Genomic DNA, 16,893 nt, shown 5'->3' with positions numbered 1-16,893 from the left:
TTATTTTGTTTTTTTCGTTCTTCTTCCCCGGACCGGACTGATGGCTTTTACTGCCGTAAAAAGAAAGATGGCTGCCAAAAGAAGCTGGATCATAATGCTTAACACCACCCAGTTATCCATGACCGCACTTTCCGGATGAGGGCCAAACCACTGGTTTAAGCTCTTTATTACCTGATTATCCCCAGTCTGACTGTTTATCATTACATAAAAGGTCGCGACAGGATTTAAAAGCAGAAGATATAAAAATGCGCCGGAATTGGCCTGATCCGCCATTCCGCTGAGAGAGGAGGCGTAAGTGTTATTGGCATTCATACGGGCAATGGATAAGACAAACACATTCACGGCATAGGTTCCGGCGGCAATGAGCACAAGTACCCCATAGCTTACGACTGTAGCAATGGTGGAACGCTTGAATATGGATGAAAAACAGATTCCCATACTTCCGCACAAAAGTGCCACGGCCAGATAGCATAAAAGCAGAATCATGACATCATAGGCCGTCACGCCTCCGTATACAAAGGATACGAACAGAAGGGGAAAACTGGACATGACCATCAAAAACATGGTTCCAAAGGAAGCGATCAGCTTTCCCCATATGATCTCCCAGGGCTTTAACGTGGTGGTAAGTAAAATATCAAGGGTCTGACGTTCTCTTTCCCCACTGACGCTTGCCGCAGTCAGTGCAGGCATAATGAACATAAGCATGACAAATTCCACAACTGCCACAAAGACATAGATATTGGTGAAGGAGGAATACTGGATTTCAGCCGTCAGCTTTACCTGTTCCACCACAGAATACATATTGAGAAGCACCACAAGGGCTAAAATGGAATTAAAAAGAACTAAAATCAGAGCCAGACGGAAACTTCTGGAGCTGACCGTTATTTCCCGTTTATAGACCGGGTTCAATTTCATGTACAAGCACCGCCTTTTCTTTATCATGATCGGTGATCTGCATGAACAGGGATTCAAGGCTTCCCTGCTCCCTGCAGAATCCATGGACCATTACTTCTGCATCCACAAGCTGCTGGAGAAGAAGCGCTTCATCCTGCTCATCTCCGATAAAGTTCACCCGGATATCCTGATCCTTTACTGCGATCGTCTGGACACAGGGCTGGCTTTTTAAGATGGTAAGCGCCCTTTCCTTGTTCCCAAGCACAGAGATGATCAGAGGATTGGTTGCATTGACCCGGCGAAGGATCTCTTCCATACTTCCGCCAAGGACCATCTTTCCCTGGTCAATGATCCCTATATCCGTACACAGCTCAGAAAGCTCGGAAAGCACATGAGAGCTTATGAAAATAGTTTTTCCCTGTTCCTTTAAATCTTTCAAAATTTCCTTAAATTCAAATCTGGTCCGGGGATCCAGACCGGAAGCCGGTTCATCAAGAACCAGCAGAAGGGGGTCATGGATCAGTGCTCTTGCAAGACAGAGCCGCTGTTTCATCCCCCGGGATAAACTGTCCACGTAAAAATTCACTTTATCTTCCAGTCCCACCTGTTCCAAAAGGGTCATATACCGGTTTCTCGCCTTCAGCCCGTCAAGCCCATAGCAGGAAGCAAAGAATTCCATGTATTCGTTGACCTTTAAGTTATCATAGACTCCGAAGAAATCCGGCACATAGCCAATGCTCAGCTTCAGATCATTGAAGCCTCCCGTCACATCCACACCGTTTATCAGCACCTGGCCGCTGTCCGCATATAAAAGCCCGGTCATGATCTTTATCGTGGTGGTCTTGCCTGCTCCGTTGGGCCCTACAAATCCATAGAGAGAGCCTTTGGGAATATGGATATCCAAACCGTTCAGTGCATGAAATTTTCCAAATTTTTTGCATAATTTTTTAATTTCCAGCATTATTTGTCCCTTCCTGTGACAGACAGCATGGGCAGCGTCACATACCAGTTCTTCTCTCCGGCATTGTCACATACATATTTCACAGTCAGCGTATTGCCCGGAGACAGATAAGACGTTAATTCACTGGCAGAGTAAACCGTTTTGCCTGCATCCATAACATCATAATTGCCTGTATTGTGGTTGTAGAAATAAATATCTCCCTTGAACAGATTGGTATAAGCAATGCCATCGTTATTTATAAACTCCTCGGAGGGATTCTCAAATATCAGTTTTTCAACCTCTAAATCATTGCCCAGAAAATACTCCAGAGCCACCGGATCCACCGCATAAGTGGCATTGGAATCGGAATAATACTGGCCGCTGATTACCTCTGGTGTTTTCATCAGTGCGGACTTTGAGGTTCTTCCATCTTTTTTCGTATTTACCTCAAGTGTGGAGGTGTACATGGACATGCCATAAGTCTCATAAGCCCCATTGAAAAGAAACTGGTTGTCGGACTGCTCCCTGCCAAAGGCTACAATCCTTGCTTCCTGATTGTAGAAAGAAGAATACTTGTCCAGATAAAAACTTAATATATTGGTTCTTGAAAGCGCCAGCATATAGTCCGGATCTTCAATATCCGCTTTTGAATATTTATAACCCCCGGTTACGCGGGCAGACACAATAAAGGAACTGTTGATCGGATAATTAATGACCGGAACGCCGTTTAGTTTTTTCGATTCCCCAGGCTTTAATCCATCGATAACCACCATTTTCCCAAACATCAGCACCCCTACCTTTTCCACCGGGAAAGGATATTCATTCGTGACAGTCCCGTAAACCTTTCCCTCAAACAGGGTAATATCTCCCAGCAGACCTTTATGATCCGTATTAGGCGTTCTTTTTCTGAGAGAATAATATTGAGGTTCAAACGCTGCCGCATTCTGTACCGTAAACCTGGTATTGTCCTTCCCGTAATTGATACGAACCTTATAATCTTCATCCCCCAGGAACTTGGGAACAGGAGTCATCTCATAACTGTTGCTTCTTGTGATAGGCAGGATATCATAAGAGGGGTCCAAAGAAACGGAATATGCCTTATTATAGGGAGTTCTCATGTTGATATAGGTATATTCATCCATATAATTATCCGTAGTATCCAAAATGGTCGCATAGGTGAAAAAGGTATCCTTAAACCGGGTTTTTATACCCATTAAATATACAGCTGCCGTAAACAGAAAAGATACAATGACTACTGCTGTCCGGTAATAACCTCTGCGCTCCTTCTTTTTTAAGTACAGATAAATGCCTGGACCTATCAAAAGTATGTATGAGAAAATCAGTATGATATAAATAATCAGATTGGGAAGCTTTTCCACATTCCCAGTATTCAGCATATTCTGAACCGACCAGAACTTTCCGGAATTCCCGCTGTATAAATAGGAGGATAAATTATTAAGTCTGGTCTCTCCCAGCAGTGCTGTAAAGAGTTTGTCCACATAGGAACGGTGGGCTTTGCAAAAGGTTTCAATGTCCACAAAGTCATAGGCAGCCACTCCTACGGTTCCCTTTCCTTTTACCATGGCAGAAAGAACGGAAAACTGGTCATTGGAAAGAACTCCGGTTCCTCCTTTTAAGGATATATCCGCACAGACCAGATTTAAAAAGGAATCTCCGGGTCCGTTGGTGGAGTATTCCACTCCCATATCCACCGACCGCAGAGTGGGAGGCGCATAATCTTCTTCCAGTAGTTCAAAACGGAACCCATAAAGGGTTTCGCCTGCTCTTTCACCGGTGCCGAGAAGAAGCGTCCCTCCTTCCTTCACCCATTCCCATATGGCTGTCAGCTGATCCTCTGTAAGCTTTCTGGTATCATAATCCGTAATGACCAGAACATCAAGAAGATCCAGACCAGTGAAATGATCCGGCATCTTTTCCGTTTCCAAATCAAAAGTCTTAATGCGGACAGAGCTGTAATTAACCCCCACTCCATCCATATAGGAAAGCTTCTGGGGCTGGTCGGATAAAATTCCAACGAACAGCTCCGCCGTATCCGTGGTTACATTCATCTTCAAGCGCTTGCGGATCTTTTCATTCCCCTGGGAATCCATCAGCTTTACGTAAAGCACATCTGCCCGTCCTACCGGAATGTCCAGGGATTTAAAAAGGGATTCATCGGCACCCATGGATACCGGATAGTCATATTGGTAAATGTCAAAATCCGATTCCATTGCCTCTACCCGGATGGTTCCGGAAAACGGAGACTCAGACTGGCTTTTCAGTGTAACATTCACCGGAACATAACGTCCGCTTTTTGCGTTTCCGTCGTATCCATAAGAAACCTCCATGGATATTTCCAGATCAGAAGCCGCAGTATATTCGTGTGTCTGAGAATCTGTGTCAGGAGCGGTCATGCCGAAAGCAGGCAGCCGGAAGCTGCCTGCCAGGGTAAACGCTATGGCACAAATCAGAGATATTTTTCTGAGTTTCATCCTATGTCATCCTATCTTTCCAAAGTTCTCTTTGTTTACATCAAAATCAACCTTCAGTTTTACGGTAAATACCGTACCGGATAAATCACTGGTAACGGTAATGCTTCCGCCGTGCATATCCACAATATTCTTTGCTATGGCCAGCCCAAGCCCGGTTCCTCCCGTATTGGTGGAACGGGACTGCTCCACGCGGTAAAATTTATTGAATATAAGTGGAAGCTCTTCCGAGGGAATCACATAGCCGTAATTGACGATGGAAACCGTCACCTGGTCTTCGGCTCCGTGAACCTTTACCAGAATCCGTTTTCCGTCGGCTCCGTACTTGATGGCATTGTTGATAAGATTGTCAAACAGACGGGCCAAAAGATTGCCATCTGCTGTGATGACCTGAGCGGGAACATTGCTTTGAAGTTCATAAGAGAGATTTTTATCCACAAAGCTGGGATAAAATTCTTCCAGAAGCTGGCTTAAAAGCTTTACCACATCCACCCTGGCAACATGCATGGACATCTTTCCGTAGTTCAGCTTTGTAAATCCAAATAAATCTTCTATCAGCTTTTCCAGCCGCTTTGTCTTCACGTATGCGATACCTATGTATTTTTTCTGAACCTCAGGATCAAGCGCAGTCTCCCCGGACAGCAGTTCCAGATATCCGGTGATGGAGGTCAAAGGAGTCCTTAAGTCGTGGGCAATGTTGGTAATCAGTTCATTCTTTGTCCGTTCCGCTTCCCTTTCCTTATCCATCAGTTCCCTTAAGTCCTCCACCATCTTGTTTAAGCTGGCGGCCATTACGGAGAATTCATCGTCCCCTTCAATATCAACGGTAATGTTTAAGTCTCCTTCCGAAATGCTCTGCATGGCGTCGGAAATCCTGGCGATGTAGCGCATGGACTTTTCCTGTAAAAGGAGAAAGGTGACTGTAAAAATACCGATTCCAAAGACAACGTAAATCAGGATCACAACCGCATCAAAGGTGGTCAGCAGCTCCACGAATGCGTTGTCTCTCTCCGTGTTTCGCATATAAGAAGCGATTAAGGAGATATTGGTCACAAGAAAAAGTTCGATTAATACCGTAATGACTGCGCTGTAGAAAATATTGGCGACGACCCGGGTATGGAAACGGCGGTTGATATCATTTTTCAATTTTGTATCCTACCCCCCAAACAGTAGTTATAATCTTATTCTGTCTGGTGTCTTCCTTCATCTTCCCTCTCAAACGCCTGATATGTACCATTACCGTGTTATTGGCTTCATAGACCTTTTCATTCCACACTTTTTCAAAAATTTCATCTGTACTGAAAACTCTTCCGGGATTGGAAGCCAGCAGATAAAGAATGTCAAATTCAATGGGAGTAAGCTTTACCTCTTCTCCATACACAGTCACCTTGTGATTGTCCTTATTGATGGTCAGCCCGCGGATCGCGATTTCATTCTTTGCATTTTCGTTGACCGAGCTGTTGGGATTTAACTGGGTATAACGGCGAAGCTGAGATTTTACACGGGCTGTCAGTTCCAGGGGATTAAACGGTTTTGTTACGTAATCATCGGCTCCTGTCCCCAGCCCCAATATCTTGTCCAAGTCCGTTGACTTGGCGCTCAGCATGATGATGGGAATGTTATTGGTTTCCCTTATCTTCTTGCACATCGAGAGTCCGTCCATTCCAGGCATCATGATGTCTAAGAGTACCAGATGGATCTGATTCTTTTCAAGTATCTCAAGTCCCTCTTCCGCATGGTTTGCCTTGTATACTTTATAGCCATCACTGACCAGATAAATTTCAACCAGATCTGCAATTTCCTTCTCATCATCCACAACCAGAATGCTTATCGTTTCGGACATGAAAAAATACCTCCCTTGTCGTTATGTAAGCGGCTCTTCTTTTTAAGAGAAAAAGCCTGCATCCATTTTACCACAAGAAAGGTATCTTTGCCTTACTATTTTCTTACAAAAAAACTATAATACGGTAATTCAAACCTGATTTTTCCATTTAATTCTGGCTCTCCGTCGGCACGAATACCCGGCTGGACTGAGGATTCAGTTTTTTAAGCTCCGCCTTCACAGAAAGAACTGCCGCTTCGCAGAATTCTTCCTGGCTGTTTCTCTGGACCCGGCCTCTTTTATCGGGCTTTTCATAGGTTCCATCCGGCTGTAAGATATGTGCCTTTACATTATCTTCTAACTGGATCTCAAGGATATTTAAAATCCGTTCCTTCAATTCTTCATCTTCCACAGGAAACATGATCTCCACCCGTTTATCCAGATTCCTTGGCATCCAGTCCGCACTTCCAAGATAAAGTTCCGGACTGCCGTCATTTTCAAAATAAAAGATTCTGGCATGTTCCAGGAAATTACCTACAATCGAATGGACGGAAATATTTTCACTTAAGCCGGGAACGCCTGCCTTTAAACTGCAGATTCCCCGTACGATCAGCTGGATCTTTACCCCTGCACAGGAAGCTTCATACAGGGCTGCGATGATCTCCTTGTCGCAAAGAGAGTTCATCTTTGCAATGATTTTTGCAGGCTTTCCAGAACCGGCATTCTTTATCTCCCGGCGGATCATCTTTAGGAACCTGGTTCTCAGCCAGATGGGTGCCATCACAAGCTTATTCCACTGGAGAGGTTCGGAATAACCGGATAGCATGTTAAATACCGCTGTAGCATCTTCTCCAATCTGCGGATTGCAGGTCATCAGTCCCAGATCCGTATAAAGTTTTGCTGTGGAGTCGTTGTAATTACCGGTTCCCAAATGAACGTACCGGCGGATTCCATCTTCTTCCCTGCGCACGACCAGAGTGATCTTGCTGTGAGTCTTTAATCCTACCAGACCATAGATTACGTGACAGCCGGCCTTCTCAAGTTTTTTGGCCCAGTTAATATTGTTCTCTTCATCAAAACGGGCTTTTAATTCCACCAGAACCGATACCTGCTTCCGGTTATCGGCCGCTTCTGCCAAAGCCGCTACAATGGGGGAATTTCCACTGACCCGGTACAGGGTCTGCTTGATTGCCAGTACCTCAGGATCTTTTGCAGCTGTTTTTACAAAATTAACCACAGGGTCAAAGGTTTCATAAGGGTGGTGAAGCAGAATATCACCTTTTCGTATGTTGGTAAAAATATCCTCTTCATTCATAAGCCTTGGCACCTGCTGCGGCACATAAGGAACCGCTTTCAGATGATCAAAGCCCTTTAATGCGTACATCTTCATCAAAAACGTCAAGTCTAAGGGACCGGCAATCGAAAAGATATCTCCAGAACTGATATTCAGTTCCCGCTTGAGAATTTTCAGCAGCTGCTTATCCATCTTTTCTTCCACTTCCAGACGGATCGCCTCGCCCCACTGCCTTTTTTTCAGCTGCTTCTGGATTTCCTCCAGCAAATCCACCGCTTCTTCTTCATCAATTGTCAAATCTGCATTTCTCATAACACGGAAGGGACTGGAGGTGATGACATTATAGTTTAAAAACAGGCGTTCCATATTCCGCTCAATAATTTCTTCCAGCAATATGACCTGCTGCAATCCCTTTTCTTTAGACGGAAGCTTCACGATTCTTGGAAGGACGCTCGGCACCTGTACCATGGCAAATTCCAGTTCTTCTTCCCCGCTTTTTTTCTTCAGCAATGCGGCAATATTTAAGGACTTATTCCGTATGAGAGGAAACGGCCGGGAGGAATCCACTGCCATGGGAGTGAGGACCGGATAGACATCCCGCTCAAAATAGCTGTCCACAAAGCTTCCCTCTTCCTCATTTAATTCCTCATGATTCGAGATGACACGAAGCCCGTTCTGCTTTAAGGCAGGCAGAAGGGAACGGTTATAGGTGGAGTACTGTACGGCCACCAGTTCATGAGTCTTCTCACTGATCTTTTCCAGCTGGTCAGAAGGCTTTAAGCCTGCAATATCAGGTTTCGTATATTTCGCGTGTACCATGTCTTTGAGGGAGGCTACACGGACCATGTAAAATTCATCCAGATTGGAGGCGGTAATGCTTAGGAATTTCAGCCGTTCAAACAGAGGGATACTTTTGTCTCTCGCCTCACTGAGCACCCGGTAATTAAATTCAATCCAGCTCAGCTCCCGGTTTACATAATTTTCAGGATTGTAATAAATCTCATTGATATCTGCCATTAGCTCAACCTCCTCTTCTGTTTTAAGACGGGTCTTATTCCAAAGATCTCTTCAAAGAAATCCGCCTTTTGCTGGAATGCCACAGACTCCAGAGTAATGTCTCCTTCATAGGAAGTGGTTACCAGCAGCTGGCTGTTCTTCACGCTCATGCGGCTGTCGGAAAGCTTTTGCTTATGGCTGCGGTCCATGGAGTTTGCCAGTCTTAGGATGGCAGTCAGTTTTGCCATTAATATGGTAATATCCTCTTTTGACAGTTCACCTTTTGTATTGCGGAACATCTCTTCATTCAGATGCATCCGGCTGTAATCGAATGCAACCCCGTTGTACCGAACCACATTGGCGATGATTTCCCGTTCCATGTGGGACAAGCCAATGATTTCTGTAGACATAATAATATTATATGCAGACTCGCTTGGCTTCCTCATGGTAATAAATTTTCCGCAGGCATGAAGTATGGCGGAAATCTGCAAAAGAAGGCGTTCCCTTTTTCCCATGCCGTGGTATTTTTTCATGCTGTCAAAAATACCCAGAACGTATTTTTCCAGTATTGCCGTATGAGGTACATGGCATTTATAGCGCTTTGCCATGTTTCTCGATGCAGCAAGAATATCCTCGGAGAAATCATGATGGAATTTAACTGTCTTACTTTCTTCTGCATACTCTGCCGCTATGCTGTCACAAAGGCGGATACCGGGAATCCAGAACATCTCCGCACCGGTCAGTTCCAGAACCCGCTTATAGATGATGGCCGCCGGAACGAGAAGTTCCGCATATTCTGCATTGACTCCAAACCGCTCCTGGATCTGGTCACTGGACATCTTAAGAATCTTTTCATAAAAAGTGATAAATTCCTCAGCAGTAATCCACTCCACCGCTTTCCCCCCGTTGCTGCCGCGGGACAGGTAGAGGATACTCTCTCCGATTCCGATAAGGTTTTTGATCTCACGGTCTTTTAGATACACCTTCCGGAAGGTGTAGAGTTCATTGTCCACCATCTCTTCAATCAAAGTATTCTGCATCTTTGTGCTGACCTGCACATCTCCCATCATCTCCCGGATTCTGAGCACTCCCAGCATCAGGTTCTGAGTGGAGATTAATGCATCCTTATCAAATAAGGATACCTGCATGCTTCCAAAGCCTACATCCACAATGGCCGTTCCCTTTTCGATGATCTTACTGAATTCTGCATCCTTTGAAGCAATGGCTTTATAACTGATAAAGCGCTGCTCTGAGTTGCTTATGATCTGAACCTCAATGCCGGTCCTCACCTTGATCTGGTCCAGAACGATCTGGTTGTTCTTTGCCTCCCGCAGGGCACTGGTGGCGTAAGCCCGGTACCCGATGACTTTATAGGACTGCATAATATCTGCAAAATCTTTTATGACACTGCACATCTCCTCCACCAGCTCATAACTGATCTTACCGTTGTTATAAGTATCCCTCCCAAGGGCGATGACATGGCGAACATGATCGATCTTTCGTATTCCGCTTTTGACTGATATCTCATAAATGCCAAGTTCCAATTCAAATGATCCCACATCGATGGCAGCAAATATTTTGATTGCCATACCTGTCCTCCTTACCGCCCATTCAAGGGGCCGTTTTGATACTATTTTACTCTATCATTGTAATTTTTGTGTTAAATCCAGGTAAAATGTTCCATTCCTCCCTAATTTTCTTCTTTTTTCCCCAAAATGTGAGTCATGAACTGGCTTGCGGTCCTTCCTGACAGGCCCCCATGCTGGAGTTCCCAGATATTTGCCTTTGCATAAAGTTCCTCCAATGGCATGGATACCTGATAACGGGCGGCAAGTTCCTTTACGATATTTAAAAACTCTGACTTATCGGGAGAACCATAATAAATGGTCACGCCGAAACGGGCAACCAGGGAAAGTTTTTCCTGGACGGTATCATTATTATGTAATTCATCATCCAGTTCCCTTTTATCACTGAACTTTTCACGAATCAAATGGCGGCGGTTCGAGGTGGCATAGATCAGTACATTCTTAGGTTTTATTCCCAGACCGCCTTCAATAATGGCTTTTAAATATTTATATTCCAGTTCGGAGTCCTCAAAAGACAGGTCATCCATATAGATGATAAACTTATAATTGCGGTCCTTAATCTGCTCCTGAACCTTTAAAAGCATCTGAAACTGGTGCTTATAAACCTCGATGATCCTTAAGCCCCTGTCATAGTATTCATTTAATACGGCCTTAATGCTTGAAGACTTTCCGGTACCGCTGTCTCCAAATAAAAGGACGTTATTTGCAGCCTTTCCCTCCAAAAATGCTTCCGTATTCTCCATGAGCTTCTGCTTTTGGTTTTCATAGCCTATGATATCGGAAAAATGGATGGTCTCAATATTGGTGATGGGCACAATCTTTGGACCGCTTTCATCTCCCTCCACACGAAACGCTTTGTTAAGACCGAATTTCCCCACCCCGAACCGGCGGTAGAATTCTGTGATCTCTGCCTGAAACGCTTCCTCACCGGCAGCCTTTGGAAGGGCTTTTGCAAGAGCGAGTATCTGATCCCGTATCCATAGATTATAGACACTGCTGCTTTCATCCGGCGCCTGATAATCGTTCAGAGCCGACCATATCCCGGAATCTCCGGAATGGTCCAAAGAACGGATATCATACTGAAAAAGTTCTTTAAATATGGCAAAATCATGGGCTGCCAGACGGTTTAATGTACCTTTTACAGGTCCCACCACCTCACAGGCGGTACTGTAGGCATTTTCATTATCTGCCAGACACAAGGCCAAAAAGCAATGCCAGAGATTTCCAGAAAACCCGTAAGAAGACGCCAGTCTGACCAGCTGGCCGGCACAGGCATAAGAAACGGGCATTGCTTCTGATCTTTCCTCCGGGGAGAGTGTAAGCAGCTTTGCAATCTGGTCAAATAGTTCCCGGTATTCTAAATTCTTGTACAATATCAGTTCCTGAGATTTCATAATTTCCTCCTGGTGTAAAGTTTAAGTCCGGTCTGAATCAGACCGAACTTATGAAAAAGACTTAATAATTTCCTAAAATCCTCATATTGCGGCCTTCCTCAGAGATTCCCTTTAAGGCATTCTGAATGGACGCCTGGCTTAAATTCCCTTCGATATCAACAAAGAACCGGTATTCCCAGTTTCTTCCCGGAATGGGTCTGGACTCGATCATGAACATGTTGACACCATTGTAAATAAAATTGCTCAACAGGTTATAAAGGGACCCGCTTTTATGAGGCAGTTCAAAGCTTAAGCTTATCTTTTCTGCTTCCTCCCGGTATACCGCTTCTTTGGAAAGAATGATGAAACGGGTCGTATTGTTCTTGTTATGATTAATGGATGAACTTAAAACCTTAAGACCATAAAGCTCCCCGGCAATCTCACTGGCTACCGCAGCCTGGGTGGCATCGCCTTCTTCAAGGACCTTTTTTGCCGCCACTGCTGTATTTTCAACACTGATCTGCTTCCATTGCCGGTTGGCATTTAGAAATTCTGAACACTGCATCAGGGCCTGGGGATGGGAAAATACGGTCCGTATATCTTCTGTCCGGGCATCCGGAAGTCCCAAAAGAGCATGGTTTACGGTTAAAAAGGTTTCGGCTACGATGTAATTATGATATTTCATCAGAAGGTCATAATTATCCGTTACAGCACCTGCCGAGGAATTTTCAATGGGAAGCACTGCATAGTCTGCTCTTCCTTCCTCCACTTCCTTCATGGCATCATCCCAGGTGGCTACATGATACAGGCTGGCTTCCTGTCCAAAATACTTTAAGGCTGCGCCGTGGCTGTAAGCACCTTCCACCCCCTGGTAGGCAACCCGCACTCCCGAAAGAGCAAGACTCTTAACGGGTCGAAAAGTATGTTCTGCCTGAAAGCCGGATTCTGCCATCTGTCTGTACTGATAGTTCCGGCTGATGGTCATGATCTGGGTAAACAGTTCCTTTACCGCCTGCTTTAAGAATTCTCCTTCCACCATACCGGTCACTGCATCGATTTTCTGCTGTTCTCTTTCTCCGTCGTAAACCGGTTTCCCGGTACCGATCTTATATTCGGCCACTTCCCTGCACAGCTCCATGCGTGTTTCAAAGAGAGCAACCAATTCACGGTCGATTCCGTCAAGCTGCTTTCTGATTTCTTCTAAATCTAATGTCTTCATAGGTCTTATCTTCCCTTTATCTGTTTGTGTGATTCCGTCTGGTCCTCATTAAGACCCAGCTGCCTTACCAGCATGGTCTTAATCTGATTTTCTGCATATGCTCCCGGGAATTTACGTAACTCCGGCTCTAATTCCTTTGGGTAAAATGGCTTACCGAATTCAATGGTCACATGGGATGGCCGGATAAACGGCAAATGCTGTTCAAAAACCTCCGCAGTACCTGTCATGGCTACCGGAACCACTGGACAGCCGCTTTTTTCTGCAATTTTAAGACTTCCTTCCTTAAAGGGAAGAAGGTCCAGAGGATTCTCATTCTTATTCCTGGTTCCTTCCGGAAATATCCATACGGAGACACCGCTTTTCACCTGTTCGATGCCTGTGAGAATGGTCTTTAAGCCTTCCTTTAGATTCTTACGGTCCAAAAACAGGCAGTTGACAAATTTCATCCAGGTGGAAAGCAGAGGAATCTTTTCCATCTCTTTTTTGGCTACGAATCCCATTAGTCCTGGAACCGTTACATAGCCCACCAGGATATCAAAATAACTTCTGTGATTTCCCACGTAGAGAACGGCACGATCAGCCGGAATATTCTCTTTTCCCTTTACCGTGACCTTTACTCCGGCAAAGAACAGGAGTATCCGGAAAACCCCTCTCACCACCGCAATGCTCTGCATATCCCGCAGATGGCGGTCCTTTTTCCCAGTCAGCCACTCAAAAATGAGGACCGGAATGCTAAAAATCAAAAATAAAATGACTGTTGCTGCTACCAGAATAATACGTATCATTGTTCTCGCCCTCCATTTTATCTATTATATAAAATGGGGACTTTAATTACAATACTACCTTCCTCTCTTTTTTGTAATTTGTTCAAACAACAGTCCCGTGGCAAACCACAGCGGTGCAAAATCCAGACGGATCAGCCCGTCGATATTGGTACTGCGCCCGGAGTAATCCCAGGGACACATTCCGGTGATCGTAAGCAGCGCTCCAAAAATGTATTCTGCCACAAAAATAAGAACCATATAGAGGAATCCATGCCTGATGGCAAGCTCTCCCGGCCTTGCTGCAAGCCTTTGCCCAGGGCTTACCCATTGGTCAATCAAATGCCCGATAGGCCCAAGCAATGCTCCGCATCCATAGATCGGGAACATCAAGAGAGAGGTCTGCCCCATCAGCCGCCAGTCATGACGCAAGATGGATTCCGTTGAGGTGAAAATAACCTCCAGGCACCAGCCTGTCACTCCGCATTTGCAGAAGTTCATGGGTAATTGTTTTAAATCGATTTGTGTAAGTGTCTTCATAATTTTCATTATGCGCCGGAACTTATGAAATTATGTTTTGCTGTAAAGAATTCTATAAAAGAGGAGAAAGCAGTCTGCTTCCCTGTTCCTTGATTCGGATAAAGATGCTGCGTCTTTCATAAATTTCCGGCGTGATCTCTTTGCATACCTCTAAATCCTTTAAGAACAGTGCTTCCAGCTTTTGTGTGGTTTCCTCATCATAAATCACTGCATTGACTTCAAAATTAAGTTCAAAGCTGCGGATATCCATGTTGGCTGTTCCATAGGAGCTGACCTTTCCGTCTGTCATCACCCCTTTTGCGTGAAGAAAACCATTCTCATAGGTATAGCATCTGGCGCCGGCGGAAAGCAGGTCCCCTACATAGGAATAGGACGCCCAGTAAACAAAGGGATGGTCCGGTTTGCACGGGATCATCAGCCGCACATCCACACCGGAACGGGCGGCTAACCGCAAAGTGGAAAGGACGGCATCATCCGGAACAAAATAGGGGGTCTGGATATAGATATGATGCCTTGCTTTGGAAAACAGCCGGAGATAATTATCCCGAATCTGTTTGTTTCCTGCATCCGGACCGCTGGCTATGATCTGTATTCCAAGCTTCTTTTCCTTTCTATTCATATCAACGACACCCATGGACTCCAGGCAGGTTCCGTCATCATTTTCACAGAAATACTTCATATGCTTGAAAAGATTTTCTCCTGCTGCATAATTCCAGTCCAGAGCAAACCGGATCTGAAGGCTTAACACCGATCCTCCCGTCAATTTCAGATGGGTATCTCTCCAATATCCAAACTTGGGATCTTTTGATATATATTCCCTTCCAATATTAAAGCCGCCCACATAACCCACCCGGTTATCAATGATCACGATCTTTCTGTGGTTTCTGTAATTTACACGAAGCTGAAGCCGCCCCATAATGGGCGGAAAAAAGATGCCTACCTTTACTCCGCTTTCCTTTAACAGCTTCCACTTGGATCTGGGCATAAACCGTCCTCCCATACCGTCACAGAGAATCCGGACCTCCACTCCTGCCCTTGCCCGTTCCGTCAGAATGGGAATTATGGAATCAAAAAGTTCATCATCCTTTATAATATAATACTGGAAATGAATGAAATGAGCCGCCTTTGCTAATTCATTCCTCAAATCACGGAATTTGTCCTCTCCATCCGTGAAAATAGTGACCTCATTGTCAACCGTCAGGACTGAACCTGAGGTTTCCAGATTATAGAGTACTAAATCCGCATAATCCCTGGATAAAGAGCTCACCAGGCTCATATCATTGCTTCTTAAAAACTCTTCCTGGTTTTTAATGGAATAGCGCATACGGTCTTCAATTTCCTTTACCCGGAACATCTTATTCTTGCGCATATCCTGCCCCAGAAGAAGGTAAAATAAAATTCCGAATACCGGTATAAAGTACAAAGCCAGCAGCCAGGTCCAGACCGCTTTGGGATCCCGCCGCTGAAAAAATACAATGATGATGGAAAGAATCAGATTGATATAGATCAGATGAGTCATTAACCATTTCCACACTTCCAATATCTGTACCCAAACCGTTTGCATGAATATCCCTCCTGCATTCTTTTTTGCAAAAAGGGCCACCGCATAAGCGACGACCCTTTGCCTTTCCCATTCAGGGAATGTCCTTACTTATATAAATTGATTTTTCTCTCTGTCATAGCGATAGTCAATGGAAGCCAGGGTGGTTGTAACTTCCTCTTCCTGAATTCCCAGACTTTTGCAGCATTCTTCCAGCGAGGGATAAAAATCTCTTAATTGTGTATTCATATAGCTTAATAATATCATTGGATCCTTTGGTACCTGAGTCATTGTCTTCCCTCCTGCTTCTTTCATTCTATATGATTTTAGCATAGTTATCCATTATTTTCAACAAATGGCCTGTACGAACGGAAAAAGAAATGCTACAATCAATTTCAGAATCTTTCAGGAGGTACTCTCATATGAAAAAAATACTAATGCTGGGCACAGGCGGTACCATTGCCTGTAAAAGGGGCGATTCCGGATTAAAACCGCTCCTGACCTCTAACGAACTGCTTTCCTATGTTCCGGATGCGAAAAAGTTCTGCAAAGCGGACAGCTTGCAGATTTTAAATATTGACAGCACCAACATGCAGCCAAAGCACTGGCTCATCATCGCCAAAGCCATTGAGGACCATTATGGGGAGTACGATGGTTTTGTCATCTGTCATGGCACAGATACCATGGCCTATACGGCTGCTGCCTTATCTTATCTCATTCAAAATTCGCGAAAACCCATTGTCATAACCGGTGCTCAAAAACCTATCGACATGGAGAATACGGACGCGCGCATCAACTTATTCGACAGTCTCCGCTTTGCCAGCGATGACCGCTCACACGGTGTTACTATTGTTTTTGACGGAAAAGCCATTGCAGGCACCAGAGGAAAAAAAGTCCGGACAAAAAGCTATAATGCTTTTTCAAGCATTAATTTTCCGTATATTGCGACTATACAGGATGGCTATGTTATATTTTATCTGGATGATAAAAAATCATACTCCAAAGAGCCACAATTTTTTCATGATTTAAATCCCCATGTTGCTCTGATGAAGCTGATCCCTTCCATGGGCGCCGAAACCCTCGACTATATGGCAGAACATTATGATGCCGTCATTATTGAATCCTTTGGGGTGGGAGGCCTGCCCTCCTACGATTCCGGAGACTTTTATAAAGCCATTGAAAAATGGATCTCTCTCGGCAAAACCGTCGTCATGACCACCCAGGTAACCAATGAGGGCAGTAATATGTCTGTTTATGAAGTAGGGCATACCATAAAAAAGGAATTCGGCCTGTTAGAAGCTTATGATATGACACTGGAAGCTACGGTTACAAAGCTGATGTGGATTCTTGGACAGACGAAAGACCCAAAAAAGATCCGGAAACTGTTCTATCATACAATTAACCGGGATATTCTTTGGAGTGTTTCATAGAGAGAATAA

General features: G+C 44.6%; 14 protein-coding genes. 1 reads left to right on the top strand and 13 read right to left on the bottom strand.

What is annotated here, in order from left to right; genetic code table 11:
- The 13 genes from ACLTWA_RS14635 to ACLTWA_RS14575 form a co-directional block, all read right to left on the bottom strand.
- Nucleotides 1–915, bottom strand: coding sequence for an ABC transporter permease (locus tag ACLTWA_RS14635; protein WP_412328641.1), 915 nt, complete (start codon nucleotides 913–915; stop codon nucleotides 1–3).
- Complete coding sequence (locus ACLTWA_RS14630; RefSeq protein WP_412328640.1) at nucleotides 893–1,855, bottom strand: ABC transporter ATP-binding protein; 963 nt, start codon at nucleotides 1,853–1,855, stop codon at nucleotides 893–895. The genes ACLTWA_RS14635 and ACLTWA_RS14630 overlap by 23 nt, the downstream gene beginning before the upstream one ends.
- On the bottom strand, nucleotides 1,855–4,326 hold the full coding sequence (locus ACLTWA_RS14625) for a hypothetical protein (RefSeq protein WP_412328639.1): 2,472 nt from the start codon (nucleotides 4,324–4,326) through the stop codon (nucleotides 1,855–1,857). The genes ACLTWA_RS14630 and ACLTWA_RS14625 overlap by 1 nt, the downstream gene beginning before the upstream one ends.
- Before the next feature lie 6 nt (nucleotides 4,327–4,332).
- Nucleotides 4,333–5,469: a sensor histidine kinase gene (locus ACLTWA_RS14620; protein ID WP_412328638.1), complete on the bottom strand. Its 1,137-nt coding sequence runs from the start codon at nucleotides 5,467–5,469 to the stop codon at nucleotides 4,333–4,335.
- Complete coding sequence (locus tag ACLTWA_RS14615) at nucleotides 5,459–6,166, bottom strand: response regulator transcription factor (RefSeq protein ID WP_412328637.1); 708 nt, start codon at nucleotides 6,164–6,166, stop codon at nucleotides 5,459–5,461. The genes ACLTWA_RS14620 and ACLTWA_RS14615 overlap by 11 nt, the downstream gene beginning before the upstream one ends.
- A 148-nt stretch (nucleotides 6,167–6,314) precedes the next feature.
- A complete protein-coding gene (locus ACLTWA_RS14610) occupies nucleotides 6,315–8,456 on the bottom strand; it encodes an RNA degradosome polyphosphate kinase (RefSeq protein ID WP_412328636.1) in 2,142 nt (713 codons plus the stop codon).
- A complete protein-coding gene (locus tag ACLTWA_RS14605; protein WP_412328635.1) occupies nucleotides 8,456–10,024 on the bottom strand; it encodes an exopolyphosphatase in 1,569 nt (522 codons plus the stop codon). The genes ACLTWA_RS14610 and ACLTWA_RS14605 overlap by 1 nt, the downstream gene beginning before the upstream one ends.
- Before the next feature lie 101 nt (nucleotides 10,025–10,125).
- The gene (locus ACLTWA_RS14600; protein WP_412328634.1) at nucleotides 10,126–11,415 is read right to left on the bottom strand and encodes an ATP-binding protein; all 1,290 of its coding nucleotides are present in this window, start codon (nucleotides 11,413–11,415) and stop codon (nucleotides 10,126–10,128) included.
- 61 nt (nucleotides 11,416–11,476) lie between these two features.
- Nucleotides 11,477–12,613, bottom strand: a complete 1,137-nt coding sequence (gene pheA / locus ACLTWA_RS14595) for a prephenate dehydratase (protein WP_412328633.1) — start codon at nucleotides 12,611–12,613, stop codon at nucleotides 11,477–11,479.
- Between the two features lie 5 nt (nucleotides 12,614–12,618).
- On the bottom strand, nucleotides 12,619–13,398 hold the full coding sequence (locus ACLTWA_RS14590; RefSeq protein ID WP_412328632.1) for a lysophospholipid acyltransferase family protein: 780 nt from the start codon (nucleotides 13,396–13,398) through the stop codon (nucleotides 12,619–12,621).
- 54 nt (nucleotides 13,399–13,452) lie between these two features.
- On the bottom strand, nucleotides 13,453–13,923 hold the full coding sequence (locus ACLTWA_RS14585; protein WP_412328631.1) for a putative ABC transporter permease: 471 nt from the start codon (nucleotides 13,921–13,923) through the stop codon (nucleotides 13,453–13,455).
- Nucleotides 13,924–13,966: 43 nt separating this feature from the next.
- On the bottom strand, nucleotides 13,967–15,478 hold the full coding sequence (gene cls, locus ACLTWA_RS14580) for a cardiolipin synthase (RefSeq protein ID WP_412328630.1): 1,512 nt from the start codon (nucleotides 15,476–15,478) through the stop codon (nucleotides 13,967–13,969).
- Between the two features lie 87 nt (nucleotides 15,479–15,565).
- A complete protein-coding gene (locus ACLTWA_RS14575) occupies nucleotides 15,566–15,745 on the bottom strand; it encodes a DUF4250 domain-containing protein (RefSeq protein ID WP_412328629.1) in 180 nt (59 codons plus the stop codon).
- Between the two features lie 131 nt (nucleotides 15,746–15,876).
- Here ACLTWA_RS14575 and ACLTWA_RS14570 point away from each other — a divergent pair, with 131 nt between their 5' ends.
- Entirely contained in the window at nucleotides 15,877–16,884 is a 1,008-nt protein-coding gene (locus ACLTWA_RS14570) for an asparaginase (protein WP_412328628.1), read from the top strand.
- Nucleotides 16,885–16,893 lie beyond the last annotated feature (9 nt).

Source organism: Lacrimispora sp. (assembly GCF_046972725.1).
In the GTDB taxonomy this organism is placed as follows: domain Bacteria; phylum Bacillota; class Clostridia; order Lachnospirales; family Lachnospiraceae; genus Lacrimispora.
This window is presented reverse-complemented; position numbering and strand designations above follow the sequence as displayed.

Coding starts and splice junctions, on each gene's coding strand:
- ACLTWA_RS14635 (WP_412328641.1), bottom strand. CDS start 915: ATGAAATTGAACCCGGTCTATAAACGGGAAATAACGGTCAGCTCCAGA.
- ACLTWA_RS14630 (WP_412328640.1), bottom strand. CDS start 1,855: ATGCTGGAAATTAAAAAATTATGCAAAAAATTTGGAAAATTTCATGCA.
- ACLTWA_RS14625 (WP_412328639.1), bottom strand. CDS start 4,326: ATGAAACTCAGAAAAATATCTCTGATTTGTGCCATAGCGTTTACCCTG.
- ACLTWA_RS14615 (WP_412328637.1), bottom strand. CDS start 6,166: ATGTCCGAAACGATAAGCATTCTGGTTGTGGATGATGAGAAGGAAATT.
- ACLTWA_RS14610 (WP_412328636.1), bottom strand. CDS start 8,456: ATGGCAGATATCAATGAGATTTATTACAATCCTGAAAATTATGTAAAC.
- ACLTWA_RS14605 (WP_412328635.1), bottom strand. CDS start 10,024: ATGGCAATCAAAATATTTGCTGCCATCGATGTGGGATCATTTGAATTG.
- ACLTWA_RS14600 (WP_412328634.1), bottom strand. CDS start 11,415: ATGAAATCTCAGGAACTGATATTGTACAAGAATTTAGAATACCGGGAA.
- pheA (WP_412328633.1), bottom strand. CDS start 12,613: ATGAAGACATTAGATTTAGAAGAAATCAGAAAGCAGCTTGACGGAATC.
- ACLTWA_RS14590 (WP_412328632.1), bottom strand. CDS start 13,398: ATGATACGTATTATTCTGGTAGCAGCAACAGTCATTTTATTTTTGATT.
- ACLTWA_RS14585 (WP_412328631.1), bottom strand. CDS start 13,923: ATGAAAATTATGAAGACACTTACACAAATCGATTTAAAACAATTACCC.
- cls (WP_412328630.1), bottom strand. CDS start 15,478: ATGCAAACGGTTTGGGTACAGATATTGGAAGTGTGGAAATGGTTAATG.
- ACLTWA_RS14575 (WP_412328629.1), bottom strand. CDS start 15,745: ATGACTCAGGTACCAAAGGATCCAATGATATTATTAAGCTATATGAAT.
- ACLTWA_RS14570 (WP_412328628.1), top strand. CDS start 15,877: ATGAAAAAAATACTAATGCTGGGCACAGGCGGTACCATTGCCTGTAAA.